27 protein-coding genes are annotated in these 23,336 nt (G+C 71.5%); 16 read left to right on the forward strand and 11 right to left on the reverse strand.

Translation table 11 applies throughout. The features are described from left to right. The first annotated feature begins 80 nt into the window (after window positions 1-80). On the forward strand, window positions 81-1,058 hold the full coding sequence (locus AB0G10_RS04320; RefSeq protein ID WP_360916244.1) for a trypsin-like peptidase domain-containing protein: 978 nt from the start codon (window positions 81-83) through the stop codon (window positions 1,056-1,058). 35 nt (window positions 1,059-1,093) lie between these two features. Here the strand turns inward: AB0G10_RS04320 and AB0G10_RS04325 are convergent, their stop codons facing one another. Beyond that, window positions 1,094-1,666, reverse strand: a complete 573-nt coding sequence (locus AB0G10_RS04325) for a DUF3000 domain-containing protein (protein ID WP_360916246.1) — start codon at window positions 1,664-1,666, stop codon at window positions 1,094-1,096. 82 nt (window positions 1,667-1,748) lie between these two features. On the opposite strand from AB0G10_RS04325, the gene hemE reads away from it, so the two are divergent. From hemE to hemQ, 3 genes are all read left to right on the forward strand, one after another. Beyond that, a complete protein-coding gene (hemE, locus tag AB0G10_RS04330) occupies window positions 1,749-2,783 on the forward strand; it encodes a uroporphyrinogen decarboxylase (RefSeq protein ID WP_360916249.1) in 1,035 nt (344 codons plus the stop codon). A gap of 157 nt (window positions 2,784-2,940) precedes the next feature. Further along, window positions 2,941-4,332 (forward strand): protoporphyrinogen oxidase, encoded by a 1,392-nt coding sequence (gene hemG / locus AB0G10_RS04335; RefSeq protein ID WP_360916252.1) that lies wholly within the window; start codon window positions 2,941-2,943, stop codon window positions 4,330-4,332. Further along, complete coding sequence (gene hemQ / locus AB0G10_RS04340; protein ID WP_360916255.1) at window positions 4,329-5,030, forward strand: hydrogen peroxide-dependent heme synthase; 702 nt, start codon at window positions 4,329-4,331, stop codon at window positions 5,028-5,030. Before hemG ends, hemQ begins: the two co-directional genes overlap by 4 nt. Before the next feature lie 30 nt (window positions 5,031-5,060). Here hemQ and AB0G10_RS04345 read toward each other — a convergent pair whose 3' ends face one another. Beyond that, window positions 5,061-5,516 (reverse strand): GNAT family N-acetyltransferase, encoded by a 456-nt coding sequence (locus AB0G10_RS04345; RefSeq protein WP_360916257.1) that lies wholly within the window; start codon window positions 5,514-5,516, stop codon window positions 5,061-5,063. Window positions 5,517-5,598: 82 nt separating this feature from the next. On the opposite strand from AB0G10_RS04345, the gene AB0G10_RS04350 reads away from it, so the two are divergent. From AB0G10_RS04350 to AB0G10_RS04375, 6 genes are all read left to right on the forward strand, one after another. Continuing rightward, window positions 5,599-5,874: an isoamylase early set domain-containing protein gene (locus tag AB0G10_RS04350; protein ID WP_360916260.1), complete on the forward strand. Its 276-nt coding sequence runs from the start codon at window positions 5,599-5,601 to the stop codon at window positions 5,872-5,874. Between the two features lie 64 nt (window positions 5,875-5,938). Continuing rightward, window positions 5,939-6,544, forward strand: a complete 606-nt coding sequence (gene wrbA / locus AB0G10_RS04355; RefSeq protein WP_360916262.1) for an NAD(P)H:quinone oxidoreductase — start codon at window positions 5,939-5,941, stop codon at window positions 6,542-6,544. A 22-nt stretch (window positions 6,545-6,566) separates the two neighbouring features. Then, entirely contained in the window at window positions 6,567-7,364 is a 798-nt protein-coding gene (locus AB0G10_RS04360) for a thymidylate synthase (RefSeq protein ID WP_360916265.1), read from the forward strand. A gap of 55 nt (window positions 7,365-7,419) precedes the next feature. Then, window positions 7,420-7,920, forward strand: coding sequence for a dihydrofolate reductase (locus AB0G10_RS04365; protein ID WP_360916268.1), 501 nt, complete (start codon window positions 7,420-7,422; stop codon window positions 7,918-7,920). Window positions 7,921-8,029: 109 nt separating this feature from the next. Continuing rightward, complete coding sequence (locus AB0G10_RS04370; protein WP_360916271.1) at window positions 8,030-9,058, forward strand: glycosyltransferase family 2 protein; 1,029 nt, start codon at window positions 8,030-8,032, stop codon at window positions 9,056-9,058. Between the two features lies 1 nt (window position 9,059). Then, window positions 9,060-11,456, forward strand: a complete 2,397-nt coding sequence (locus AB0G10_RS04375) for a hypothetical protein (RefSeq protein WP_360916274.1) — start codon at window positions 9,060-9,062, stop codon at window positions 11,454-11,456. On the opposite strand, the gene msrB is transcribed toward AB0G10_RS04375, so the two are convergent. After that, complete coding sequence (gene msrB, locus AB0G10_RS04380) at window positions 11,431-11,841, reverse strand: peptide-methionine (R)-S-oxide reductase MsrB (protein WP_360916277.1); 411 nt, start codon at window positions 11,839-11,841, stop codon at window positions 11,431-11,433. The genes AB0G10_RS04375 and msrB overlap by 26 nt on opposite strands. A gap of 62 nt (window positions 11,842-11,903) precedes the next feature. On the opposite strand from msrB, the gene AB0G10_RS04385 reads away from it, so the two are divergent. The 3 genes from AB0G10_RS04385 (at window position 11,904) to ligD (ending at window position 14,125) form a co-directional block, all read left to right on the forward strand. Then, complete coding sequence (locus AB0G10_RS04385) at window positions 11,904-12,392, forward strand: hypothetical protein (RefSeq protein ID WP_360916280.1); 489 nt, start codon at window positions 11,904-11,906, stop codon at window positions 12,390-12,392. 100 nt (window positions 12,393-12,492) lie between these two features. Beyond that, entirely contained in the window at window positions 12,493-13,002 is a 510-nt protein-coding gene (locus AB0G10_RS04390; RefSeq protein WP_360916282.1) for a hypothetical protein, read from the forward strand. A gap of 100 nt (window positions 13,003-13,102) precedes the next feature. Then, entirely contained in the window at window positions 13,103-14,125 is a 1,023-nt protein-coding gene (gene ligD, locus AB0G10_RS04395; protein WP_360916285.1) for a non-homologous end-joining DNA ligase, read from the forward strand. On the opposite strand, the gene AB0G10_RS04400 is transcribed toward ligD, so the two are convergent. Then, window positions 14,120-14,575, reverse strand: coding sequence for a GNAT family N-acetyltransferase (locus tag AB0G10_RS04400; protein ID WP_360916288.1), 456 nt, complete (start codon window positions 14,573-14,575; stop codon window positions 14,120-14,122). The two genes, ligD and AB0G10_RS04400, sit on opposite strands and share 6 nt — an antisense overlap. A 56-nt stretch (window positions 14,576-14,631) precedes the next feature. On the opposite strand from AB0G10_RS04400, the gene AB0G10_RS04405 reads away from it, so the two are divergent. After that, window positions 14,632-15,090: a potassium channel family protein gene (locus AB0G10_RS04405; protein WP_360916291.1), complete on the forward strand. Its 459-nt coding sequence runs from the start codon at window positions 14,632-14,634 to the stop codon at window positions 15,088-15,090. Here the strand turns inward: AB0G10_RS04405 and AB0G10_RS04410 are convergent. Both AB0G10_RS04410 and AB0G10_RS04415 read right to left on the reverse strand, forming a co-directional pair. Continuing rightward, window positions 15,041-16,567 carry an alpha/beta hydrolase gene (locus AB0G10_RS04410; RefSeq protein WP_360917959.1) on the reverse strand — a complete coding sequence of 509 codons (1,527 nt, stop codon included), beginning with the start codon at window positions 16,565-16,567 and terminating at the stop codon, window positions 15,041-15,043. The two genes, AB0G10_RS04405 and AB0G10_RS04410, sit on opposite strands and share 50 nt — an antisense overlap. A 68-nt stretch (window positions 16,568-16,635) precedes the next feature. Further along, entirely contained in the window at window positions 16,636-17,703 is a 1,068-nt protein-coding gene (locus AB0G10_RS04415) for an ATP-dependent DNA ligase (protein WP_360916294.1), read from the reverse strand. A 77-nt stretch (window positions 17,704-17,780) separates the two neighbouring features. On the opposite strand from AB0G10_RS04415, the gene AB0G10_RS04420 reads away from it, so the two are divergent. Continuing rightward, window positions 17,781-18,593: a MerR family transcriptional regulator gene (locus tag AB0G10_RS04420; protein ID WP_360916297.1), complete on the forward strand. Its 813-nt coding sequence runs from the start codon at window positions 17,781-17,783 to the stop codon at window positions 18,591-18,593. Continuing rightward, the gene (locus tag AB0G10_RS04425) at window positions 18,590-19,543 is read left to right on the forward strand and encodes a transglutaminase-like domain-containing protein (RefSeq protein WP_360916300.1); all 954 of its coding nucleotides are present in this window, start codon (window positions 18,590-18,592) and stop codon (window positions 19,541-19,543) included. The genes AB0G10_RS04420 and AB0G10_RS04425 overlap by 4 nt, the downstream gene beginning before the upstream one ends. Here AB0G10_RS04425 and AB0G10_RS04430 read toward each other — a convergent pair. The 5 genes from AB0G10_RS04430 to AB0G10_RS04450 all read right to left on the reverse strand — a co-directional run bounded on the left by AB0G10_RS04430 (window position 19,524) and on the right by AB0G10_RS04450 (window position 23,050). Further along, a complete protein-coding gene (locus AB0G10_RS04430) occupies window positions 19,524-19,892 on the reverse strand; it encodes a DUF3037 domain-containing protein (protein WP_360916303.1) in 369 nt (122 codons plus the stop codon). The genes AB0G10_RS04425 and AB0G10_RS04430 overlap by 20 nt on opposite strands. Beyond that, window positions 19,889-20,611, reverse strand: a complete 723-nt coding sequence (locus tag AB0G10_RS04435) for a HipA family kinase (RefSeq protein WP_360916306.1) — start codon at window positions 20,609-20,611, stop codon at window positions 19,889-19,891. The genes AB0G10_RS04430 and AB0G10_RS04435 overlap by 4 nt, the downstream gene beginning before the upstream one ends. A 272-nt stretch (window positions 20,612-20,883) precedes the next feature. Continuing rightward, window positions 20,884-21,435, reverse strand: a complete 552-nt coding sequence (locus AB0G10_RS04440) for a hypothetical protein (protein ID WP_360916309.1) — start codon at window positions 21,433-21,435, stop codon at window positions 20,884-20,886. An 86-nt stretch (window positions 21,436-21,521) separates the two neighbouring features. Further along, on the reverse strand, window positions 21,522-22,586 hold the full coding sequence (locus AB0G10_RS04445) for an NAD-dependent epimerase/dehydratase family protein (protein WP_360916312.1): 1,065 nt from the start codon (window positions 22,584-22,586) through the stop codon (window positions 21,522-21,524). Window positions 22,587-22,702: 116 nt separating this feature from the next. Continuing rightward, window positions 22,703-23,050: an Lsr2 family protein gene (locus AB0G10_RS04450; RefSeq protein WP_360916315.1), complete on the reverse strand. Its 348-nt coding sequence runs from the start codon at window positions 23,048-23,050 to the stop codon at window positions 22,703-22,705. Window positions 23,051-23,336 lie beyond the last annotated feature (286 nt).

Here is a 23,336-nt window from a genome sequence, read left to right on the forward strand (position 1 = left end):
ATCTGGAGAAATACTCAACCGCTGGGCCGTTTCCTGCGTATCCACTGACGCAGCGCTGAGATTCCAGGAGGCCGCGCCGGATGAGCCCATACGAACCGTTCACCCCCGCCGACGGCTATGACCAGCGCCGGGGGGATTGGGCGGCGCCCGAGCAGCAGCAGTGGTTCCAGGAACAGCAGTGGGCTCAAGAGCGGCAGTGGGAGCAGCAACAGCGGCAACAGCAGCAGCAGTGGTATCCGTCCTACCAGGAGCCGGCCTCGTTCTACGAGCCGGCTCCGGCGCAGGCGGCGGCCGCACCGGCGCCGATCGCGCGCGGCAGCCGCACCCGTCTGGTGATCGTGGGACTGGTCCTGGCGCTGCTGGCCGTCTCGGCGTGGCAGGCGTTCCGGGTCGAGGGCATGATCCGCAGCAGCTCGGAGCTGGCCTCCGCGGTCACCGCCGAGCAGGGCCGCACCGAGGAGCTGGAGAAGCAGCTCGCCACCGTCTTCGACCCGGAGGGGATCTCGGCGGCCGTGCTGCCCAGCGTCTTCCGGGTCCGGGCCGGCGACTTCACCGGCACGGCGTTCGCGGTGAGCGAGACCGACGACGGCCGGACCAACCTCTTCACGAACTACCACGTCGTCGAGGAGACCTTCGAGGGCGGCGACAAGTCGGTGTCGCTGGAGCGCGGCAACACCCGGATCGAGGCGACGATCGTGAAGGTGAGCGCCGGCAAGGACCTGGCGCTGCTGCGGACCTCGCGGGACATCAAGGCGCTCGGCATCGCCACCGGCGACGTGAAGCCGGGTCAGCAGGTGGTGGTCGTCGGCGCCCCGCTCGGCCTGGACGACTCGGTGACCACCGGCGTGATCAGCGCGTACCGCCCGGACGACTCGGACGGCCCGACCATCCAGTTCGACGCCCCGATCAACCCCGGCAACAGCGGCGGCCCGGTGGTCAACACCAGCCGCCAGGTGGTGGGCATCGCCACGGCCAAGGCCCGGGACGCCGAGGGAATCGGCCTGGCGATCCCGATCGCCACGGCGTGCGAGACGCTCGGGGCCTGCGCGAAGGGCTGACCCCCGTACCCATCGAAAGGGTCCCGGGAAGCAGCTCAGCCCGCCGGGGCCCGGTGGCGGTCGCTCAGCGAGGAGACCCCCGGTGGCGGCAGCCCCGCCGTCGAAGCGAGCATGGCGCACCAGCCCCGCAGGTGGGCCGGGAAGTCGTCGGAGGTGGGCGTCCAGGACGCGCGCACCTCCAGGTCGGCGGTGGGCGCCGGACCGGCCAGCTCGCCGAAGCGGGTCGAGGCGGTCTGGGTGACCGTGCCGCCGATCGCCGTGTAGGCCGCCGCGTAGTGGTCCAGCCCGTCGGTGAGCCAGGTCCAGGCCACGGCCGGCAGCAGCGGGTCGGTGGCCAGGTCGGACTCCAGCTCGGCGGTGCAGAGCGTGACCAGCCGCAGGTCGCCGCGCCACGCCTCGTGGCCGGCCGGCTCGTGCAGCAGGATCAGCCGGCCGCTCGCCACCTCGTCACCGCCGCGCAGCACGGTGGCGCTCAGCGCGAACGCGTACGGCGCGAGCCGCTGAGGTGCGGTGATCTCCTCGAGCAGGATCTCCGACCAGGGCGACGCCACGCGCAACCCGGCGACGGCGCGGGTGAACGCCTCGGGGGCAGCGGAGGGGGACGCCATGGAGCAAAGACTAAGCCGATCGCAGGGGCCTCCCTACTCGGCACGCCGCCGGGCGTCTTCACTCACGTGGCACGATGAGCCGGTGACCGTTCTCGAAGATTCCCCCTTTGTCCGGGCGTGTCGTGGCCTCCCCGGCCCGCACACGCCGGTCTGGTTCATGCGGCAGGCCGGGCGTTCGCTGCCCGAGTACCGCAAGATCCGGGAGGGTGTCGGCATGCTCGAGTCGTGCCGCCGGCCCGAGCTGGTCACCGAGATCACACTCCAGCCGGTGCGCCGGCACGGCGTGGACGCCGCGATCCTCTTCAGCGACATCGTGGTGCCGGTCGCCGCGGCCGGCATCGACCTGGACATCGTGGCCGGCACGGGTCCCGTCGTCGCCTCACCGCTGCGCGAGGCCGGCGATCTCGAGCGCCTGCGGCCGATCACCGCGGACGACGTGGACTTCGTGGCCGAGGCGGTGAAGCTGCTCGTGGCCGAGCTCGGCGACACCCCGCTGATCGGGTTCGCGGGCGCGCCGTTCACGCTGGCCAGCTACCTGATCGAGGGTGGTCCGTCGAGGACCTATCTGAAGACCAAGGCCATGATGTACGGGCAACCCGAGCTGTGGCACGCCCTGCTCTCCCGGCTCTCCGCGATCACGCTGACCTTCCTGAAGACCCAGGTCGACGCGGGGGTGAGCGCGGTCCAGCTGTTCGACTCGTGGGCCGGCGCGCTCTCCGAGGCGGACTACCGGCAGTACGTCCTGCCGCACTCGGCGGAGGTCCTCGGCGGCCTGGCCGGCGCGGGCGTGCCGCGGATCCACTTCGGGGTCGGCACCGCGGTGCTGCTCGAGGCGATGGGCGAGGCCGGCGCGGACGTCGTGGGCGTCGACTGGCGTACCCCGCTGGACGCCGCCACGAAGCGGATCGGCCCGGATCGCGCGGTGCAGGGCAACCTCGACCCGGCCATCCTCTTCGCCGGCTGGGAGACCGTGGAGCGGGAGGCCCGCCGGGTGCTGGAGCAGGGCCGGGCCGCGCCCGGCCACGTCTTCAACCTCGGCCACGGCGTCATGCCGGAGACCGACCCGGAGATCCTGACCCGCCTGGTCGCCCTGGTCCACGAGGTCTCGGCGCGCTGAGAGGCGCGCTGAAAGGCGCGCTAGGACCCTGGTCGTAGTCCCCTCGCAAAGATGGGACCTCGGTCCCTGGTCGACCGGGACGCAAGCCTGTCAGGCTCGGATCACAACGAACGACCCCGGCGGGGTGCCTCCGGGCAGACCTGGGAGTGTGAAGAGCGTGCGGAAGCGGATCGCGGTCATCGGTGGCGGCATCGCCGGCCTGGCGGCCGCCGTGCGGCTGCGGGACCGGCTCCCGCAGGGCGCCGACATCGTGGTCTACGAGCAGGGCAACGCCCTCGGCGGCAAGCTGCGGACCGGTGAGCTGGGCGGCCTGCCGGTGGAGCGCGGCGCCGAGTCCTTCCTGAACAGCGGCCCCGACGGCGCCGACTCGGCGGCCGTGGCCCTGGCCCGGCGGCTCGGCCTCGGTGACGCCCTGGTCCACCCGGCGAAGCAGCCGGCGGCCCTCTCCATCGGCGGCCGGCTCACCCCGATCCCGGCCGGGACGCTGGTCGGGGTGCCCGCCGACCCGTCCTCGCTGGACGGGGTGGCCCGGCCCGACGCCGGGTCCGACGCCGACGGGGGCAAGCCGCTGCTGGCGCCGGGCGAGGACGTCGCGGTCGGCGCGCTGGTCCGGTCGCGCTACGGCGCCGAGGTCGTCGACCGGCTCGTCGACCCGATGCTCGGCGGTGTCTACGCGGGCCGTGCCGACCAGCTCTCGCTGCGCGTCACGATGCCGCAGCTGGCCCTCGCGGCCGAGACCGCGCACACGCTGCGCGACGCCGTGCGGTCCGCCCAGGCGGCGTCGCGGCGCACCCCCGGCCGGCCGGTCTTCGCGGCCGTCGACGGCGGGATGGGCCGTCTCGTGGCGGCCGCGGCGGAGGCCAGTGGCGCCCGGATCGGCCTGGGGCTGCCGGTGCACTCGATCTCCCGTACGCCGAGGGGTTGGGACCTGCGGATCGGCCCGGCGCCGTCCCCGCAGAGCGACCACGCGGACGCTCTGATCCTGGCCGTCCCGGCGAAGCCGGCGGCCCGGCTGCTCGGCGGGACGGCTCCCGAGGCGGCCGAGGCGGTCGCGGCGCTGACCTATGCGAGCGTGGCGCTGGTGGGCCTGGCCCTGCCGGCCGGGACCGAGCTGCCCGGCCTGTCCGGCTTCCTGGTGCCGCCGGGCGAGGGCACGCTGGTGAAGGCCGCCACGTTCTTCACGCGCAAGTGGCCCCACCTGGCCCATCCGGACGGCCCGGTGATCGTGCGGGCCTCGCTGGGCCGGGCCGGCGAGGAGGAGCGTCTCCAGTTCGACGACGCGGCGCTGCTCGCGCGGGCCCTGCGGGAGCTCGGCGAGCTGGCCGGCGTGACGCTGCCCGAGCCGTCCGCGTCCTGGATCCAGCGGTGGGGTGGCGCCCTGCCGCAGTACGCCCCCGGTCACGCCGACCGGGTCGCCATGGCCCGCGCCGCCCTGCCGCCGGGCCTGGCGCTCGCCGGCGCGGCCTTCGACGGCGTCGGCATCCCGGTGTGCGTGGCCAGTGGCGAGCGCGCCGCAGACGAAGTAGTCACGTTTTTGGAGGAAGCATGAGCGAGCAGACCAACGCGGCGCGGATCAAGGAGCTGAACGCGACGATCCGCTACACCATGTGGTCGGTGTTCCGGGCCGCGACGCCGCTGCCGGCGCTCCGCGAGGATGTGGCGGGCGAGGTCGACGCGCTCTTCGGGCAGCTGGCCGAGAAGGACGTCACGATCCGCGGCACCTACGACGTCTCCGGTCTGCGCGCCGACGCCGACGTGATGATCTGGTGGCACGCCGCGACGCCGGACGCGCTGCAGGACGCCTACGGGCTGTTCCGCCGGACCGCGTTCGGCCGGCACCTCGAGCCGGTCTGGTCGCAGATGGCGCTGCACCGCCCGGCCGAGTTCAACCGCAGCCACCTGCCGGCGTTCCTGGCCGGCGAGGAGGCCCGCCCCTACATCTGCGTCTACCCGTTCGTCCGCTCCTACGAGTGGTACCTGCTTCCCGACGAGGAGCGCCGCCAGCTGCTCGCCGAGCACGGGAAGATGGCCCGCCCCTACCCGGACGTGCGCGCCAACACGGTCGCCTCGTTCGCGCTCGGCGACTACGAGTGGATGCTCGCCTTCGAGGCCGACGAGATGCACCGCATCGTCGACCTGATGCGCGACCTGCGGGCCTCGGGCGCGCGGCGGCACGTCCGCGAGGAGGTCCCCTTCTACACCGGCCGCCGCCGCTCCATCACCGAACTCGTCAACCAGCTGCCCTGAGCCGGCCGGCTCCGCTTCGCTCCGCGGCGATCACCGGCGGCGATCGCGTGTCATGGGGACGTGCGGGATGCCGTCCTCCAGGAACTCGGGGCCGCTGGTGACGAAGCCGTACCGGGCGTAGTAACCGGCCAGGTGTGCTTGCGCGTGGAGCATGCTCGGCCGGTTCCCGATCACCCGGAGCGCCTCCTCGATCAGCCGGCCGGCCAGGCCGCCGCCGCGGGCGTGCTTCGCCGTGACGACGCGGCCGATCCGCTCGACGCCGCCGGGCTCGGCGAGAACCCGGAGATACGCGCGGATCTCGCCGTCCCGCTCGATCCAGATGTGCCGGGTCCCGGGCTCGGTGTCCCGGCCGTCCGGATCGGGGTAAGCGCATTCCTGCTCGACCACGAAGACATCGGAGCGCAACCGCAGGATCCCGTAGAGAGTTGTGGTGTCGAGGTCGCGGAACGAGGCTACGCGGAGCTCGTCGTGAGGTTCCGGATGCATCGGCACAACATACGCGGCGTGTCCTCACCTTCGGCCCGTTCCTGCCGTTATACGGATGAGGCTCGGCTTTGTGGAGGACGCAATGATCAAGCGCAGCAAACTGTTCGGCAACAAGACACGGGTGACGTTCAGCCTGCCCGCGGACGAGCCGGCCGGCACGGTCAGCGTGGTGGGTGACTTCAACGGCTGGGAGCCGGGCCGGCACGAGCTCCAAGTACGCCGCAACGGCACCCGGACCGTGAGCGTGCCGCTCGACCCGGGCCACTACAAGTTCCGGTACCTGGCGACCGACGGCGTCTGGCTGGACGACGAGCAGGCGGACGCGGTCGGCCCGCACGGCAGTGAAATCCGCCTATAAGCGTTACGTCCGGCCTCCCGGGGGGATCTCCTTCAAGGAAAGCGAATCTCCCCGAGGAGGAACCGTGGCAGACGTCAAACTGGCGATCATCTACTACTCGTCGACCGGGACCATCCACAAGATGGCGGAGCGGCTGCGGGAGGCGGGGGAGAAGGCGGGCGCCGAAGTACGTCTCCGTCAGGTCCCCGAGCTGGCCCCGGAGGAGGCGATCGCCTCGAACGCGGCCTGGAGCCAGCACTTCGACAAGACCAAGAACGAGCCGAAGGCCGCCGCCGACGACGTGGTCTGGGCCGACGCCGTGCTGTTCGGCACGCCGACCCGGTACGGCAACGTGGCGAGCCAGCTCAAGCAGTTCATCGACACCCTCGGCCCGCAGTGGGGGCAGGGTCTGCTGGCGAACAAGGCGTACGCCGGGTTCACCGCCTCGATGACCGAGCACGGCGGTCAGGAGTCGACGCTGCTGGCGCTCTACAACACGATCTACCACTTCGGTGGCGTCGTGGTGGCGCCCGGGTACACCGATCCGCTGAAGTTCGCCGACGGCAACCCGTACGGCGTCTCGCACGTGACCGGTGGCAGCAACGACGCCCCGCTCACCGACGTGCAGCTCGCGGCCCTCGACCACCTCGCCACCCGGATCGTGACGGTGGGCGGGAAGCTGGCCGCCTAGCGATCGGCGCTACCGTTCTCGCATGTTCGTCGACACGCAATATGAAGATCTGCTGCGGCGGGTGCTGAAGACCGGTACGCCGAAGAGCGACCGGACCGGGACCGGCACCCGCAGCCTCTTCGGCGAGCGCCTGCGCTACGACCTGTCCCGCGGCTTCCCGCTGATCACCACGAAGCGGGTGCACTTCAAGTCGCTCGCGGTGGAGCTGCTCTGGTTCCTCCGCGGCGACACCAACGTGAAGTTCCTGCACGACCACGGCGTGACGATCTGGGACGAGTGGGCCGACGAGTCCGGCGAGCTGGGCCCGGTCTACGGCCACCAGTGGCGGTCGTGGCCGACGCCGCGGGGCGAGGTCGACCAGATCTCCGAGATCCTGGAGACGCTCCGGACCAGCCCGGATTCGCGCCGCATGATCGTCTCTGCCTGGAACGTCGGCGACCTGCCGGACATGGCGCTCGCCCCGTGCCACGCGCTGTTCCAGTTCTACGTGGCCGACGGGAAGCTCTCCTGCCAGCTCTACCAGCGCAGCGCCGACCTCTTCCTCGGCGTGCCGTTCAACATCGCGAGCTACGCGCTGCTCACCCGGATGGTCGCCGACCAGGCCGGCCTCGAGCCCGGTGACTTCATCTGGGTGGGCGGCGACTGCCACATCTACGACAACCACGTGGAGCAGGTGACCGAGCAGCTCGGCCGGGAGGCGTACGCATTCCCGCAGTTGGAGATCGCGCCCCGGCCCAGCCTCTTCGCGTACGAGTACGAGGACTTCACCGTGGTGGACTACCGGCATCACCCCGCGATCAAGGCGCCCGTTGCGGTATGAGCGAGCGAAGCGAGTTCTTACCGCGGTTTCTGAACTTCCGCGCCGGAGGCTCAGCATGAGCGTGCACATGATCTGGGCGCAGGCCCGGAACGGGGTGATCGGCGCCGGCGGGGGCATCCCGTGGCGGGTGCCGGGGGAGCAGCGGCTCTTCAAGGAGCGGACCATGGGCTCCACCGTGGTGATGGGGCGGGCCACCTGGGACTCGCTGCCGGAGCGGTTCCGCCCGCTGCCCGGCCGCCGCAACGTGGTGCTGACCCGGTCGCGCGGCTGGTCCGCCGGGGGCGCCGAGGTCGCCCACTCCCCGGACGAGGTCACCGACGACGACTTCTGGGTGATGGGCGGGGGTGAGATCTACGCTGCCTTCCTCCCCCGAGCGGCGCATCTGGTGCGCACGACCATAGACTTCGATGCGGAGGGTGACACCTTCGCCCCGGATATCGGTGCCGGCTGGGTCGTCGCGTCGTCGACCGGCTGGGTCACCGCCGAGACGGGTCACCGTTACCGGATGGACGACCTGGTGCGGCTTGACTCACACGAGGGGGACATCTTCCATTAGCACGTCCTGGGTATCCTTCCCGACCATTGGCCGGCGAAGATCGCTCGCGTTCCGCGGGCGCACGTAGGCCTTCTCGTTGACGAGCCTTTCCACTCTGGGGGACCGGAACATGTCACGTGACTTCGCGCTCGACGCACTGACCCTCTCGGTCGTGACGCCGATGTACAACGAGCGCGAGGCGGTCGACCACTTCGTTGCCCGCCTGCGTCCGGTCCTGGACGGTCTGGGTGTCACGTACGAGGTGGTAGCGGTCGACGACGGCAGCCGGGACGAGACCGTCAAGCGCCTGCTCGAGCTGCGCCGGGACTGGCCGGCCCTGCGCGTCGTCAAGCTGCGCCGCAACGTGGGTCACCAGTCCGCGCTGGCGGCCGGTCTCAAGTCGGCCCGCGGCGAATACGTGGTGAGCATCGACGCCGACCTCCAGGACCCGCCGGAGACGATCGGCGACATGCTGGCGAAGGCCCGCTCGGAGAACCTGGACGTGGTGTACGGCGTGCGCAGCGACCGCAGCACCGACACGTCGTTCAAGCGGAACACCGCGGGCGTCTACTACTGGCTGATGCGCAAGCTGGTCGGCCCGCACCTGAGCGACCAGGCCGGCGACTTCCGGCTGATGAGCCGGGTGGTCGTGGACACCCTGAACGACCTGCAGGAGCAGCAGCCGGTCTACCGCCTGGTCGTGCCGTCGCTCGGCTTCGCCAGCGGCGAGGTGGCCTACGTCCGCGCCGAGCGGGTCGCCGGCGAGACGAAGTACCCGCTCACCAAGATGATCAAGTTGAGCGTGGACAGCGTCACCAGCTTCTCGGCCGCCCCGCTGCGGGTCGCGACCTGGCTCGGCCTGGTCACCTTCATGGTCTGTCTCGGTCTGGTGGTCAGCGGCATCGCGGCCTGGGGCTTCGGTGTTACCGTGCCGGGCTGGACGTCCCTCTACATCGCCGTGCTGCTGCTCGGTGCGGTGCAGCTCATCTGCCTCGGCCTGCTCGGCGAGTACGTGGGACGGATCTATGCCGCGACCCAGAACCGCCCGAAGTTCCTGGTGGACTTCGATACCGATGAGCAGGAGCCGATGAGCACGAAGCCGCAGGACGTCTCGCTGGAGGCGTCGACTGTGCCGACCCAGTTGGCGACCCATCGGTGACATGACCGCCGAAGTCACCGACACCCCCCGAAACCGAACCGAAGAGACCGGGCCGGCCACCGCCGAGGTGGCCGGCCGTCGGCGTTTCCCCTTCGGCAGCCTGCCCAGCCCGGGCTGGCTCGCGCTGATCTTCGCGCTGGCCGTCACCGCCGTGACGATGAGCTACTACGGCGTCGGCGAGCGGGCCCAGCTCGCCTTCGCGGCCTACTCCCTCGGCTGCGTGACCCTGCCCGGCACGCTGATCTGGCGCGCCCTGCAGGGCCGTTCCGGATACCTCCCGCTGGACGCCGCGTTCGGCACGGCCGCCGGTTTTGCGGTGGAGCTGCCGGTCTACATGCTGGCCCGCCAGGCCGACCTGCCGTACGCGGTGCTGACCTGGCCGATCCTCACGGTCGTGGCGTTCGCCGCGGTGCCGCGGCTGCGCCGGTTCTGGCGGGGCAACGGTGAGCGGATGCCGGCCGGCGCCTCCTGGTCGGCCGCGCTGGGCACCTCGTTCATCCTGATCAGCGGCGCGCTGACGGTGTTCCGGTGGAACTCCCTGAAGGCGCCGAACTCCGCGGTCATGCACGTGGACTTCCCGTTCCAGTTCGCGCTGGTCGGCGAGTTCAAGCACGACGTGCCGCTGAACACGCCCTGGGTGGCCGGCGTCGAGCTGGTCTACCACTGGTACGTCTACGCGCACGGCGCCGCGGCGAGCTGGATCAGCGGGGTCGAGCCGCAGGTCCTGATCATGCGATTGCTGCCGGTCCCGATGATCGCCGCGTTCCTGCTGGCCGTGATCGGCCTGGTGCACCGGATCACCGGGCGCTGGTGGCCGGGCAACGTGGCGATCCTCCTGATGATCGCGGCGGCCGTGACCGTGCCGTCCGGCTGGTCGGACAAGCCGATGGACGCGATCGTCTTCATCGACAACCTCTGGGTCAGCCCGACGCAGACGTTCGCGGCGTTCTTCGCCATCGTGGCGATCCACGTGCTCTGCGGGATCTTCCAGGCTCCGGAGGGCGCCGGGCGCCGCCGGCCGGTGCCGTGGATCGTGCTGGCCGTGCTGATCGGCGCGATGGCCGGGGCGAAGGCGACCTTCGTACCCATGCTGATCTGCGGTCTTCTGCTGGCGCTCGCCCTGCGCCTGATCCAGCGCAAGCGCCCCGGCCCGGAGTTGCCGGCGCTGCTGATCTCTCTCGGCTGGCTGGCGTTCGCGCAGCTCATCCTCTACGGCTCGGGCTCGCAGGGCACCGAGGTGAATCCGCTCCAGACGGTCAAGTACTCGGTGCTCGGCCGGGCGGTGATGGGCACCCAGAACGCGCTGAACGACTGGGGCACGCTCGCGGCGCTGACCGGGATCTCGCTCGGCGCCTGCCTGGTCGGCTGGGTCGGCATGGCCGGCCTGCTGCGCCGGGGCCTGCGGACCGACCCGATCGTGCACGTGATGCTCGGGTTCGCGGTGTCCGGTCTCGGTGCGCTCTACATCCTGGCGCACCCGGGCATGAGCCAGACCTACTTCGGCCGGTCGGCGACCCCGTACCTCGGGATCCTGGCCGCCCTCGGCCTCGCCGCGCTGCTGCCGGCGGGCCGGCCGGTCCCGCGCCGGTTCTTCGCGGTGGCGGGTCTCGGCGCGGCGGGCGGCGCCGCCGTCCTGCTGGTCGTCCGGGCCACCGTGGGCGAGCAGGGGCCGGCCGTGCCCCTCGCCGGCTTCACGGTGGAGCAGGCGACCCGGCCCTACCTGGTTCTGCTGGCCGCGATCGCGGGCCTGGCGGCGCTGGTCGCCGTGGCCGCGCGGCTGGCCGCGCTGGGCCGGGCGCAGGTGGTGGCGGCCGCCGCGATCGCGGTGACGGCGGTCGCGGTGACCAGCGGGGTGGTGACCAACCGGGGGATCGGGGAGGCGCTGATCTCCGGGGATCAGCAGCGCGACCTGGTGAACGAGGGCGGCGTCTTCGCGATGCCGCGCGGGGCGATCAAGGCGAGCCGCTGGCTGCGGGCCAACTCGCATCCGCGGGATCGGGTCGCCACGAACAGCCACTGCCGGCAGGGGTTCAGCCCGTGCGACAGCCGGGACTTCTGGCTGGCGGCGTTCTCCGAGCGGCAGGTCGTGCTGGAGGGCTGGAGCTACACCGAGCCCGCCTTCTCCACCGGCGGCCTCTACGACCGGACGCTGTATCGCAGCGTCTTCTGGGACCAGGCCCTGCTGGAGCGCAACGACCAGGTCTTCACCGACCCGACGGCGGAGCGGGTGCGCTCGTTCACGGCCGAGCACGGGGTGCGCTGGCTGGTCGCGGTCGGCACCACGCCGGTGCCCGACCCGGGCCGGAAGGGCGAGGTCTGGGCCAGCCGGGAGCTGGCCCAGTTCGCGACGGAGCGTTACCGCGCCGGTGACGTCACGGTGTACGAGGTTCGAGCCTGATCGACAGGCTGTTCACACAGTGCCGCGTGTTCTTCGGGGTGAAGCCCTCGCCCCGGAACACGTGGCCCAGGTGCGAGTCGCAGTTCGCGCACCTGATCTCGACACGGACCATCCCGTGGCTGCGGTCCTCGATCTCCTTGACCGCGCCCGGGATGGCGTCGTCGAACGAGGGCCAGCCGCAGTGGCTGTCGAACTTGGTGTCGCTCGGGTAGAGCTGGGCGCCGCAGGCACGGCAGTTGTACATGCCCTCGGTCTTGGTGTCGACGTACTCGCCGGTCCACGGCGCCTCGGTGCCCGCCTCGCGCAGCACCCGGAACTCGGCCGGGGACAGGCGGATCCGCCACTCGTCCTCGGTGGTCGGCAGCGTGGTCTCATCGGTTGCCATGTGTCAACCGTACGTCGCACCCGGCGTGCGCCGGAGGTGAGAACGGTCCCGTTGACCTATTCATGGAAGCTGCATCCCCGGCGACGTTCCGGCCGACCTGGCAGCAGGCTCTCGGCCACGGTCTCTACCTCGGCGCGCTCGGCGCTGTGGCGGGTGTCACGACGGGGGTGATAGCGCACCTGGCCTGGTCCGGTGACGGCGGTCCGCCGGGATGGATGTGGGCCGCTCTCCTGCTCGTCCCGCTGCTGCTCGGCGCGGTGCTGGGTGTCGCGGCGGGCCGCCGTACCGGGGTCGAGGTGGGCAACCGGGGCATCCGGACGACGTCCGTCTTCGCCGAGGGCGTCGCCCCCTGGCAGCAGGTCGTGGACCTGCGTGCCGAGCGCCGGGGGAGGCGCACGGTCGTCTCCGTCTACCTGGAGTCCGGGGACAGCGTTCAGCTGCATGCGCCCTACAGCGGGGGCTTCTTCGCCGCCGATCCGCAGTTCGAGCTCAAGCTGTTCACTTTGTCGCATTTGTGGAGAAGTCACCGTTTTGGTGGTCTTCCGAGTTGAAGACCCGCCGAGGGATGTTTCCGGGTAAAACGGGCAATCCCCGCTAAGCTCCCGTGCGACCATGAAACCCACCTTCAGCGACAGAACGGATACTCCTCTCATGAGCTTCTCGCGTCGGCTGACCGCCGGACTTCCCGCGGTCGGCGTCACCGTCCTCGCCGCCCTCGCCCTCAGCGGATCGCCGGCCAGCGCGGCCGAAGGCGTCGCCCAGGCCGCTTACCCGGCCGTCATGACGAGCCCCGACCCCGCGGGCACGCGTGGCACGGGGGACTACGCCGGTCAGGCGGACGAGACCGCCGCCCCGGCCGCGACCGAGACCGACGACACCACCACCGGTGGCACCCGCGGCAAGCCGGGCTACGGCGGCGAGAGCCCCGCGCCCAGCAGCCCGGCCCCGAGCAGCCCGGCCCCGAGCGAGGAGGTTCCCGGTGGTACCGCCGCCGAGACCGTCGAGCCGGTGCCGAGCGCCACGACGGCCGGCGCGGGCGTCAGCGACAGCAGCACCCTCCCGGTCACCGGGGCGCCGCTCACCGGCACCCTGGCCCTCGGCGGCCTGCTGGTCGCGGCCGGCACCACCGCGGTCTGGTACACCCGGCGCCGCCGCGCCTGACCGCTGCTCCTGTTCGCGGAAAGCCGCCCGGGCTCCCAGCCGGGCGGCTTTCGCCTTTCCGGGGCTGATCCGGGCCGCCGTCCGGCATAAGGTCGGTGGCATGCCGAAAGCCGCCGCGGAAGAGCACGAGGTCGCCGGCCGCACCGTGCGCCTCTCCAGCCCCGACAAGGTGATGTTCCCGAGCCGGGGCTTCACGAAGCGCGACGTCTTCGAGTACTACCTGGCCACCGGCGACGGCATCCTGCGCGCGCTGCGCAACCGGCCGACGACCCTCCAGCGCTTCCCGGACGGGCTCGACGGCGAGACGTTCTTCCAGAAGCGGATCCCCACCCGCGGCGTCCCCGACTGGATCGAGACCTCCACGATCAAATTCCCGAGCATGCGTACGGCGGACGAGCTGTGCCCGGCCGACCTCGCTCACGTGGCGTGGGCCGCCCAGATGGGCACCGTGGTCTTCCACCCGTGGCCGGTCCGCGGCGCCGCCCCGGACCACCCGGACGAGCTGCGCATCGACCTCGACCCCCAGCCCGGCCTCGGCTTCGGCGACGTGGTGGCGACCGCCGGGGTGGTCCGCGAGGTCCTCGCCGAGCTCGGCTGGACCGGGTTCCCGAAGACCTCCGGCGGGCGGGGCGTGCACGTCTACGCCCGGATCGCGCCGCGCTGGTCCTTCGTGGAGGTGCGCCGGGCCGCGATCGCGCTGGCCCGCGAGGTGGAGCGGCGCAGCCCGGAGCGGATCACCACGGCCTGGTGGAAGGAGGAGCGCGGCGACCGCGTCTTCATCGACTTCAACCAGATGGCCCGGGACCGGACCATCGCGTGTGCCTACTCGCTGCGCGCCAACGCCCGGGCCACCGTCTCCACGCCGGTCACCTGGGACGAGCTGGCCGAGGTCGAGCCGGACGACTTCGACCTGCGGACCGTGCCGGCCCGGATCGCCGCGATCGGCGACCCGCACGCCGCGATCGACGACGTCGAGCACGACCTCACGCCGCTGCTCGAGTGGTCCGCCCGGGACGAGAAGGACGGCCTCGGCGACATGCCCTATCCGCCGGACCACCCGAAGATGCCGGGCGAGCCGCCGCGCGTGCAACCCAGCAAAATCAACAAGGCGAACTGGTCATAGCGCCATCTTGAAGCCCTCGTGGCTGGCCTCGAAGCCGAGCCGCGCGTAGAAGCGGTGCGCGTCCGTCCGGCGCTTGTCGGTGGTGAGCTGCGCGATCCGGCAGCCGCGCTCGCGGGCGCGCGCGACCGTCCACCGGATCAGCTCGCCGCCGAGGCCCTCGCCGCGCCGGCCGGAGTGGATCCGCACCGCCTCGATGAGCATCCGCTCGCCGCCGCCGCGGCTCAGGCCGGGGATGAACGTGAGCTGGCAGGTGCCGACGACCTCGTCGCCCTCGACCGCCACGATCAGCTCGTTGCGGTCGTCGGCGTCGATCGCCTCGAACGCGGCCCAGACCGCGGCGTCCACCTTCTCCGGAACCGTGCCGTACCCCCGTTCCCGGGTGATGTCGTCATCGGCCAGCAGGTCGAGGACGGCGGGCACGTCGGCGCGGGTGGCGATCCGGAAATCCATGATCCCTACCCTGTCACGGGCTGTCGCGCGCTGTCCGCCTCGGGCACGATGACCTCATGCATGTGCTGCTCACGCTGCCGCGATGGGCTTACCGCGGCGTGGTCTGGCTGGCCAACTCACCGAAGACGCTGCTGATCGCGTACTCGTTGCTGATCATCATCTGCGGCTCGCTCTACAACGTCTTCGAGGCCGACACCACCTTCGGCGACTCGATCTGGTGGGCCGTGGTCACCGCGTCCACCGTCGGATACGGCGACATCTCCCCGGAGAGCTGGCAGGCCCGCGTCATGGCCGGCCTGCTGATCTCGATCATGGTGCTGCTGGTGATCCCGCTGATCACGGCGCACTTCGCCAGCAAGCTGATCGTGGACACCGACGCGTTCCGGCACGAGGAGCAGGAGGAGCTCAAGGCGAACCTGCGGCACGTCCGGAAGCTGCTCGACGAGATGGCCGCCCGTCAGGGGGTCAGCGTGCCGGACAGCGCAGGCCCTCCTGAGGCACCTTCAGGTCGATGAGGTAGCCGTCCACGGCGTCGACGATGCAGTCGGTCGACGGGTAGGCGGTGTGCCCCTCGCCCTCCCAGGTGAGCACGTGGCCGACGCCGAGCATGCCGGCCAGGTCGGCGGTGTTCTCGTACGGCGTGGCCGGGTCGCCGGTCGTGCCGACCACGACGACCGGGGGCGCGCCCTTCGCCGGGCCGGTCGGGTAGGGGTCGCGCTCGCCGGTCCAGTAGGTGCACGGCAGCATGCCGACCGCGAGGGCCGCCCCGAACATCGGGTATTTCTCCCGCCACTCGCCCTGGAGCTTGCGGACCTGGGCCACGGTCGGCGCGCCCTCGGTGTCGGCGCAGTTCACCGCGAGGTTCGCGTCGAACATGTTGGAGTACGTGCCGTCCGGCTTGCGCTCGGTGTACTGATCGGCCAGCTCGAAGATCCCGGTGGCGTCACCGCGCTGGAGCTCCTCGATCGCCTCGGCCAGGCTGGTCCAGCCCGACTCGGTGTAGAGCGACGAGATCACCCCGTAGAAGATCCACCCCGCTGTCGCCTCGCGGCCGTCGTCCCCGCGTACCGGAGAGGTCTTGGCCTTTGCCAGGGCATCGGTGACCGCGCCTCGCGCGTCGGGCGCGATGGGGCACTTGGCCGGCGTCTTCGTGCACCAGGTGGTGAAGTTCGCGAAAGCCCGCTCGAACCCCTTGGCCTGCGCCTCGGACCCCTGCACGTAGCCCTCGGTCGGGTCGACCGCGCCGTCGAGCACCAGCGCGCGGATCCGGTCGGGGAAGAGCTGGGCGTAGGTGGCGCCGAGCAGGGTGCCGTAGGACCAGCCGAGGTAGCTGAGCTTCTCGTCGCCGACCGCCTCGCGCAGCGCGTCCAGGTCGCGGGCGGCCTGCTCGGTGGAGAAGGTCGGCAGCTGGTCACCGTACTTCTGGGCGCAGCCGTCGGCCATCCGCTTGTTGACCGCGGCGAACTCGTCGAACGCGGCCTGGCTCACCGGGTCCTGGTCGGCGCCGAAGACGGCGTCCTGGTCGGCGTCGGCGAGGCACTTCACCGGATCGGACCGGCCGACGCCGCGCGGGTCGAAGCCGATCACGTCGAACCGGTCGGTGATCTCGGTGGGCAGGCCGCCGAGCGCCTGGCCGAAGGAGTAGTAGACGGCGATGTCGATGCCCGAGCCGCCTGGGCCGCCGGGGTTCAGCAGCAGTGATCCGATCCGGTCACGCTGGCGGTCGGAGCGGATGCGGATGAGCGCCACGTCGTAGGTGTCGCCGGTGCTCGGGGCACTCCAGTCGCGGGGCACCTGGACCGAGCCGCAGTCGTAGGACATGCCGCTCGCCGCCCGGCCGACCAGCTCGCGCGGGATCTCCGGGCAGGGCTTCCACGCGATCGTGCCGCTGGGCGCGGCGCTGCCGGTCGCCGCGCCGCCGGGCCGGGCCGGCTCGTCGGCGCCGTTGGGCGCGAAGGACGGCAGGGTGCACCCGGACAACGACATGACCATGACGGCGAGGAGTGCGACGAGGCGGCGATCCACACGAAGACACTATCCGGTCGTCCCGGCGCCGGCTTTCAGCGTCCGTTCAGCACCTCTGCCAGATCGAAGCGAATCGGGCGTTCCAGCTGCTCGTACGTGCAGGTCGCGGGCTCCCGGTCGGGCCGCCACCGCTCGAACTGGGCGGTGTGCCGGAAGCGGACGCCCTCCATGTAGTCGTAGCGGACCTCGACGACGCGCTCCGGGCGCAGCGGAACGAAGGAGAGGTCCTTGCCGTTGTTCCACCGGCTGTACTCGTTCTTCCGCGGGGTGCGCTCGCCCTCCTCCTGCCGCGCCCAGTCCCACGGGTGGCCGTCGAACGTGGTGACCAGCGGCTGGAGCTCGGTGAACAGCTCCTCCCGGACCTTCATCGGGAACGAGCCGATCACGCCGACCGAGGCGAGCACGCCCCGGTCGTCGTAGAGGCCGAGCAGCAGTGATCCGATCCGGTCGGGGCCGGACTTGTGCACCCGGTATCCGGCGACCACGCAGTCGGCCGTCCTCTTGTGCTTCACCTTGAACATGACCCGCTTGTCCGGCTGGTAGACGAGGTCGCGGGGCTTGGCGATGAGGCCGTCCAGCCCGGCGCCCTCGAACTCCTCGAACCACCGGCGCGCCTCGTCGGTGTCGTCGGTGGCCGGCGTGACGTACACGGGGGGCTTCGCATCCTTGAGCGCCTGCAGCAACCTCTCCCTCCGCTGCCCGAAGGGCAGCTCGGTGAGGTCCTCGTCGCCGAGCGCCAGCAGGTCGAACGCCACGAAGCTCGCCGGGGTCTGCTCGGACAGCAGCTTGACCCGGCTCGCGGCGGGGTGGATGCGCTGCTGGAGGGCCTCGAAGTCGAGGGTGTTCCGCTCGGTGTCGGCGACGATCACCTCGCCGTCGATCACCGCTCGCTCCGGGAAGTTCGCCAGGACGGCTTCGACCACCTCGGGAAAATACCGCGTCATCGGCTTCTCGTTGCGGCTGCCGATCTCCACCTCGTCGCCGTCCCGGAAGACGATCGACCGGAAGCCGTCCCATTTGGGCTCGTAGATCTGATCCGGCGGGATCTCGGCGACGGGCTTGGCGAGCATCGGCTTGACCGGTGGGGTGAGCGGCAGCTGCATCCGCTCAGTGTGCCCGCAAAATCCGTTCCCGGAAGTCCCTTTACTCGACCCTTGGGGCAGGGTTCACCATCGATCGCATGATGAACATCGGGGAGTTCAGCAAGCGGGCGGGCCTTTCCATCAAGGCGCTGCGGCTCTACGAGTCGTCCGGTCTGCTGCCGCCGGCCACCGTCGACGTCGTCAGCAACTATCGCCACTACGCGTCGGCCCAGCTGGAGCGGGCCGCGCGGATCAGCCTGCTGCGCCGGCTCGGCATGCCGCTCGCCGTGATCGCCGAGGTCCTCGACCAGCCCGACGCCGAGGCCGGCCGCCGGCTCGACCGCTGGTGGGCGGGGGAGGAGGCGGCGTTCGCGGCCCGCCGGGAGAGCTACACCTGGCTGCGTACCCGGCTCGTGCACGGCGACGAGCCCGAGCGGGCCTACCCGGTCCGGGTCGCCCTCGCGCCGGCCCGCAAGGTCGCCACCATGACCTTCGAGGTCGACCAGGACAACCTCGTCCCGGCCATGAGCGCGGCCGAGTGGGAGATCCGGCGATATCTCGAGGAGCAGCGAGCCGGCTGCACCGGCGAGCACTGGGTGATCTACCACCGCGCCGTCACCCCGGAGAGCGAGGCGCCGATCGAGGTCTGCGTCCCCTTCACCGGCCCGGTCGAGCCGGCCGGGCAGATGGCCATCCGGATGGAGCCCGAGCGGCTCGTCGCGTTCGCCGAGGTGATTCGCGACGACTGCTTCTATCCGCGCATCACCCGGGCCTACGAAGCGGTGCATCAACACGTCGTCGACGCCGGCCTGATCCTCACGGCGCCACCCCGCGAGATCTATCTGGACAGCTGGGACCGGCTCGCCGGGACCGATCCGTTCGTGCACGTCGCCCAGCCTTTCGAGGGATGAGAATGGACTACACGCTGCAGACCCGCTTCTCCGACCCGGGCCGTCACCGCGCGCGGCTCGACGCCCTCCCCGCCTCCGTGGCCGAGATCTGTGCGGTGGTCCGCAACCTGGTGGTGCACTACCGCGCCTCCGGCATCGACTTCCCGCCCGCCCGGCTCGCCGAGATCGACAACCGCTGGGTCTCGCGCATCCTCGACGCCCTCCCGTTCGACGGCCCGCTCGACACCCCCTGCCCGCCGGAGCAGCGGGTCGTCGGCTGTTGCCGCGACTTCACGCTGGTCACGGTCGCGGCGCTGCGGGCCCGGGGGATCCCGGCGCGCAGCCGGGTCGGGTTCGCCGACTACTTCGAGCCCGGTTTCCACGTCGACCACGTCGTGGTGGAGTGGCACGACGGCACCCGCTGGATCGCCACCGACGCGCAGCTCGACCCGGCCGGCGGCCATCCCGTCGACGTGGCCGACGTGCCGCTCGGCCCGGGCGGCCTGCGCACGGCGGCGCAGGCGTGGCGCGCCTTCCGGCGCGGGGATGACGACCCCTATTCGTACGGCGTTGGCCGCGATGTGCCGATCCGCGGCCCCCTGATGATCCGCAAATACGTCCTGAACGAGCTGGCCCACCGCCTCGGCGACGAGTTGCTGCTGTGGGACTTCTGGTCGTCCGACGCGGCCCGCATCGACGAGGTGCTGGGCGACGGGCGCCTCGACGAGGTCTGGCCGGAGCTGGAGTCACGGCTGGCGCAGTCACCCCCGGACGCGGCCTTGATCGACGAGGTGGCCGACCTGCTCCTCGCCGCCGACACCGGTGACGCGGCGGCCGAGCGGAGGCTGACCGAGCTCTACCGCTCCGACCCGCGCCTCCACCCCGGCGACGTGATCAGCTGCTTCTCGCCGCGCGGGGTGCGCTACGAGGTCGACCTCATGCCGGACCGGGTCAATGAACCAGCAGGGTGACGAGTCGTTCCAGTTCGGCGGCGGGGTCGGCGGCCAGGCCCATGTGGACCGGGCCGGCCCGCAGGATCGTGCTGCGGGGGGCGACCAGCCAGCGGAATCGTTCGCCCAGCCGCATGTCGGCGGACGGGCCGCCGCCGGCGCAGGTCCGCCCCCACGCCGCCAGGGCGGTGCGGATCGCCGGCACGTCGGCGGCCGGGTCGAGCGCCCGCAGCCGGTCCTCGTCCAGGTGGGTGGCGGCGTCGAGGAAGTCCTTGCGCTGGCAATAGAGCACGACGCCCACGTTGATCAGCTCGCCGCGTTCGATGCGGGGGACGGCCTGGATGACGGCGTACTCGTAGGGGATCGTCACGGCAGCCACGCCTCCGGCCGCGCCGCGCGCTGCGAGAGGTGGTCGAAATACGCCTGCCGGTCACCGTCGTCGAGCCATTCGCCCGGCACCAGCTCGATCACTTCGGTCAGCAGCTCCGGCGTGATCCGCTCGGCGAGCCGCGGGCCCTCGGTCGCCAGCTCCGTGGCGAACTGCTTGAGCACGTGGTCGTCCCAGCGATACGGCCGGTGCACCACGGCCTCGGCGCGCGCCCAGTTGTGGTGGAAATACAGGGTGGCGCCGTGATCGATCAGCCAGAGGTCGCCGTGCCACATCAGCAGGTTCGGGTTGCGCCAGCTCCGGTCGACGTTCTCCACGAAGGCGTCGAAGGCCAGCACCCGGCTGGCCAGGCCGGCCTCGACGGGGTGCGCGTTCGGGTCGTACCCGAGAGCACCCGGCAGGAAGTCCATCCCGAGGTTGCCGCCGGCACTGGCCTTGATCAGCTCCTGCACCTCTTCGTCCGGCTCGGCCCGCGCCACCACCGGATCCAGCTCCACCCGGGCCAGGTCCGGCACCGGCAGCCCCAGCCGCCGAGCCAGCTCCCCGGCGATCACCTCGGCGACGAGCGCTTTGGGCCCCTGCCCCGCCCCGCGAAACTTCACCACATAGGTCCCGAGGTCATCAGCCTCAACGACGCCGGGAAGGGAGCCGCCCTCCCGTAACGGGGTCACATACCGGATAGCGGTCACCTGACGAAGCACGTGGCCAACCCTACGGCCGCCCCCAACCCATTTTCGCGCAGCCCACCGCCCCACCCACCCGACCCGCGCCGCCCGAGCCGTGCCACCCGACCCGCCCGACCCGCGCCACCTGGCCGCGCCGCCCGAGCCGTGCCACCTGGCCGCGCCGCCCGAGCCGCGCCGCCCGAGCCGCGCCGCCTGGCCGCGCCGCGCCATCCGGCCGCGCTGGCCGGGGCTCCCCGAGCCATCCACTGGCGGCCACCCACCCGGCGGCCATCGCACTCGCGGCGTGGTCAGGCGTCGGGGCCCTGGCGGCGCAATTCGTCGACCCTCGTCATCGCTTCTCTCAGCTCGCCCAGCCAGTCCTCCGTGTGGCGGCCCACCAGCTTGACGCACCAGGCCAGGGCGTCGGAGCGGGAACGGGCCACGCCGGCGTCCACCAGGGTGTCCAGGACCTGGCGTTCGGGTTGGCGCAGGCGGGTCATGACCGGGGCGGACAGGTGGGTGAACAGGTCGGACGTGTCGCCGCAGCGGGCGCCCCAGGCGACCTTGCGCTGGTAGCGGTGTTCGACCTGCCGGGCGACCCGGATGCGGGCGTCGCGGGTGTCTTCGCGGAACTGGGCTATCCGGCCCGCCTGCCCGGCCGCCCGGTCGGCGTCGGTGGCGTCGGCGGTCAGCTCGGGCTTCGGCAGGCGGCCCCAGATGATGATCTCGTCGCGGTCCACGACGACCTCGGGCGGCTCGATGAACCACCCGTCCGGGACGGCGCCGGTCACCCAGGCGGCGGCGTCGTCGGCGGCGGGTGGCTCGGTACGCCCACTCGGAGGACTCATTCGGATGCGCATGTCAACCTCCCCAAAACTCAGGTGATTACATGCTTACACCGTTGCAAGCCCGAGCGACTCCATCGGTGCACGGAGAGCGAAAATGCTCAATAAGGGTTGGGCGTCCCCGGGAGCCGGCCGCGCAGCAATCCACCCAGCCGGCCCGGCAGTTCGGGGTCGCTCCGCAGCGGCGGGAACGACGAGCCGGCCCGGTCGGCCATGCCGCCGACCAGTTCGCGCAGGGCGTCCAGGGCCGTGACGCGCGGTCGCCAGCCCAGCTCCGAGGCGGCGCGGTCGCAGCTCATCAGCGGCGACTTGAAGGCGAGGCGCACCCAGCCGCGGTCGACGGGTTGCAGGCGCAGCCACCAGCTGGCCGCGGCGGCGCCCTCCAGCGCGACACCCGGGACCGGCACCGGCAGGCCGTGGAAGACCGGAGCCACCGATTCGCCGGAGAGGACCGGGCCGGCGGCCAGGTTGAAGGCGCCGCTCACGTCGGCCTGCAGGATCGACAGGTACGCCTCGGCGACGTCGTCGGCGTGCACGGCCTGCATGCGGAGACGCGGGTGGGAGGGCAGCACCGGGATCCAGCCGAACTTCAGCAGGCGGGCGGGGAGGAGCGGGCCGGCGAAGTAGCGGCCGATCTCGGTGCCGGCGTCCCGCTGAAAGATCAGGCCGGGGCGGACGCGGACCACCCGGAGCGTCGGATGGTCGGACTCGATCTCGTCGAGCATGCGCTCCACGAGTGCCTTGTGCCGGCTGTACGAGGATTCGAGCACCCCGGCCCGCCGCCAGTCCTCGGTCACGAAGGCGTGCTTCGGCCCGGGGGAGTAGACGCCGACCGAGGAGGCCTGGACGAGGGTCGGCACGCCCGCCCGCAGCACCGCCCGGAAGATCGCCCGGCTGCCGAGCACGTTGGTCCGGTAGATGCGCCGCTGGTCGTGGCTGGGCTGGATCTGCCAGGCCAGGTTCACGACCGCGTCGGCGCCGTCGAATATCGGCGCGAGCCGTTCGGTGGCGTCGTCCTCGCCGACATCGGCGGAATGCCATTCGATGGGCGGGTCCGGCGGAACGCGCCGGGAGACGCCGACCGCCTCGATGCCGGGTTCTGAAGAAAGGCGGCGCAGCAGGGCGGTTCCGGCGTTGCCGCTGGCGCCGACGATCACTACACGCATGTGTTTCGCGTACCCCGGCAGCGCCGGTTGAACCACGTTTCCGAGTAATCGGCCGACGTCAAAGCGTCACGATCGGTGGCGCCGCGCCGGGGCGGGCGCCACCTTTCGAAAAGGTGTCAGCGCTTGTTGTGGTACGCCTCGACGATGTGGCTGGGGATGCGCCCGCGCTCCGAGACGGGGTGGCCGTTGGCGTTCGCCCACTCGCGAATGGCCTGGTTCTGGTCGCGGCTGGAACGGCTCGAGCTGGCCGGGGCGGCGCGGCGAGCGGTGGGCTGCACGGCGCCGGAACGGCCGAGGCGGGTGGCGGCGGAGAGGTACGGCTCGAGCGCTTTCCGCAGCTTGCCGGCGTTCTTCTCGGACAGGTCGATGGTGTAGTTGACGCCGTCCAGCCCGAATTCGACGGTACGGTCGGCCTCACCGCCGTCGAGGTCGTCGGTGAGAAGAGTAATTATCTGCTTGGCCATGTGGTCGTCGCTCCTGTAGCGAAGTCAGCGAAGTCATTCAGGGTGGAACAGCGCATTCATTCTGTCGCCCATGCGGTATCCAGTGCAAATTGCCCGTTCTGGCATGTCGCAATAAGCCGCCGCGCGGAGGCTCTTTTCAGGACTGTGAATGTGCGGTAACGTCCGTGGTGGGAGCGCTCCCAGCGCCTTCTTCGCCGCTGGGATCCTCCCCGCCGTCTCGAGCCGCCTCGTCGCCGATCCTCCGGTGCCGGGGCGGCTCGCCCCAAGCCTCACCGGGGCCGAAGAG

The organism is Actinoplanes sp. NPDC023714, assembly GCF_040639855.1.
GTDB lineage: Bacteria > Actinomycetota > Actinomycetes > Mycobacteriales > Micromonosporaceae > Actinoplanes.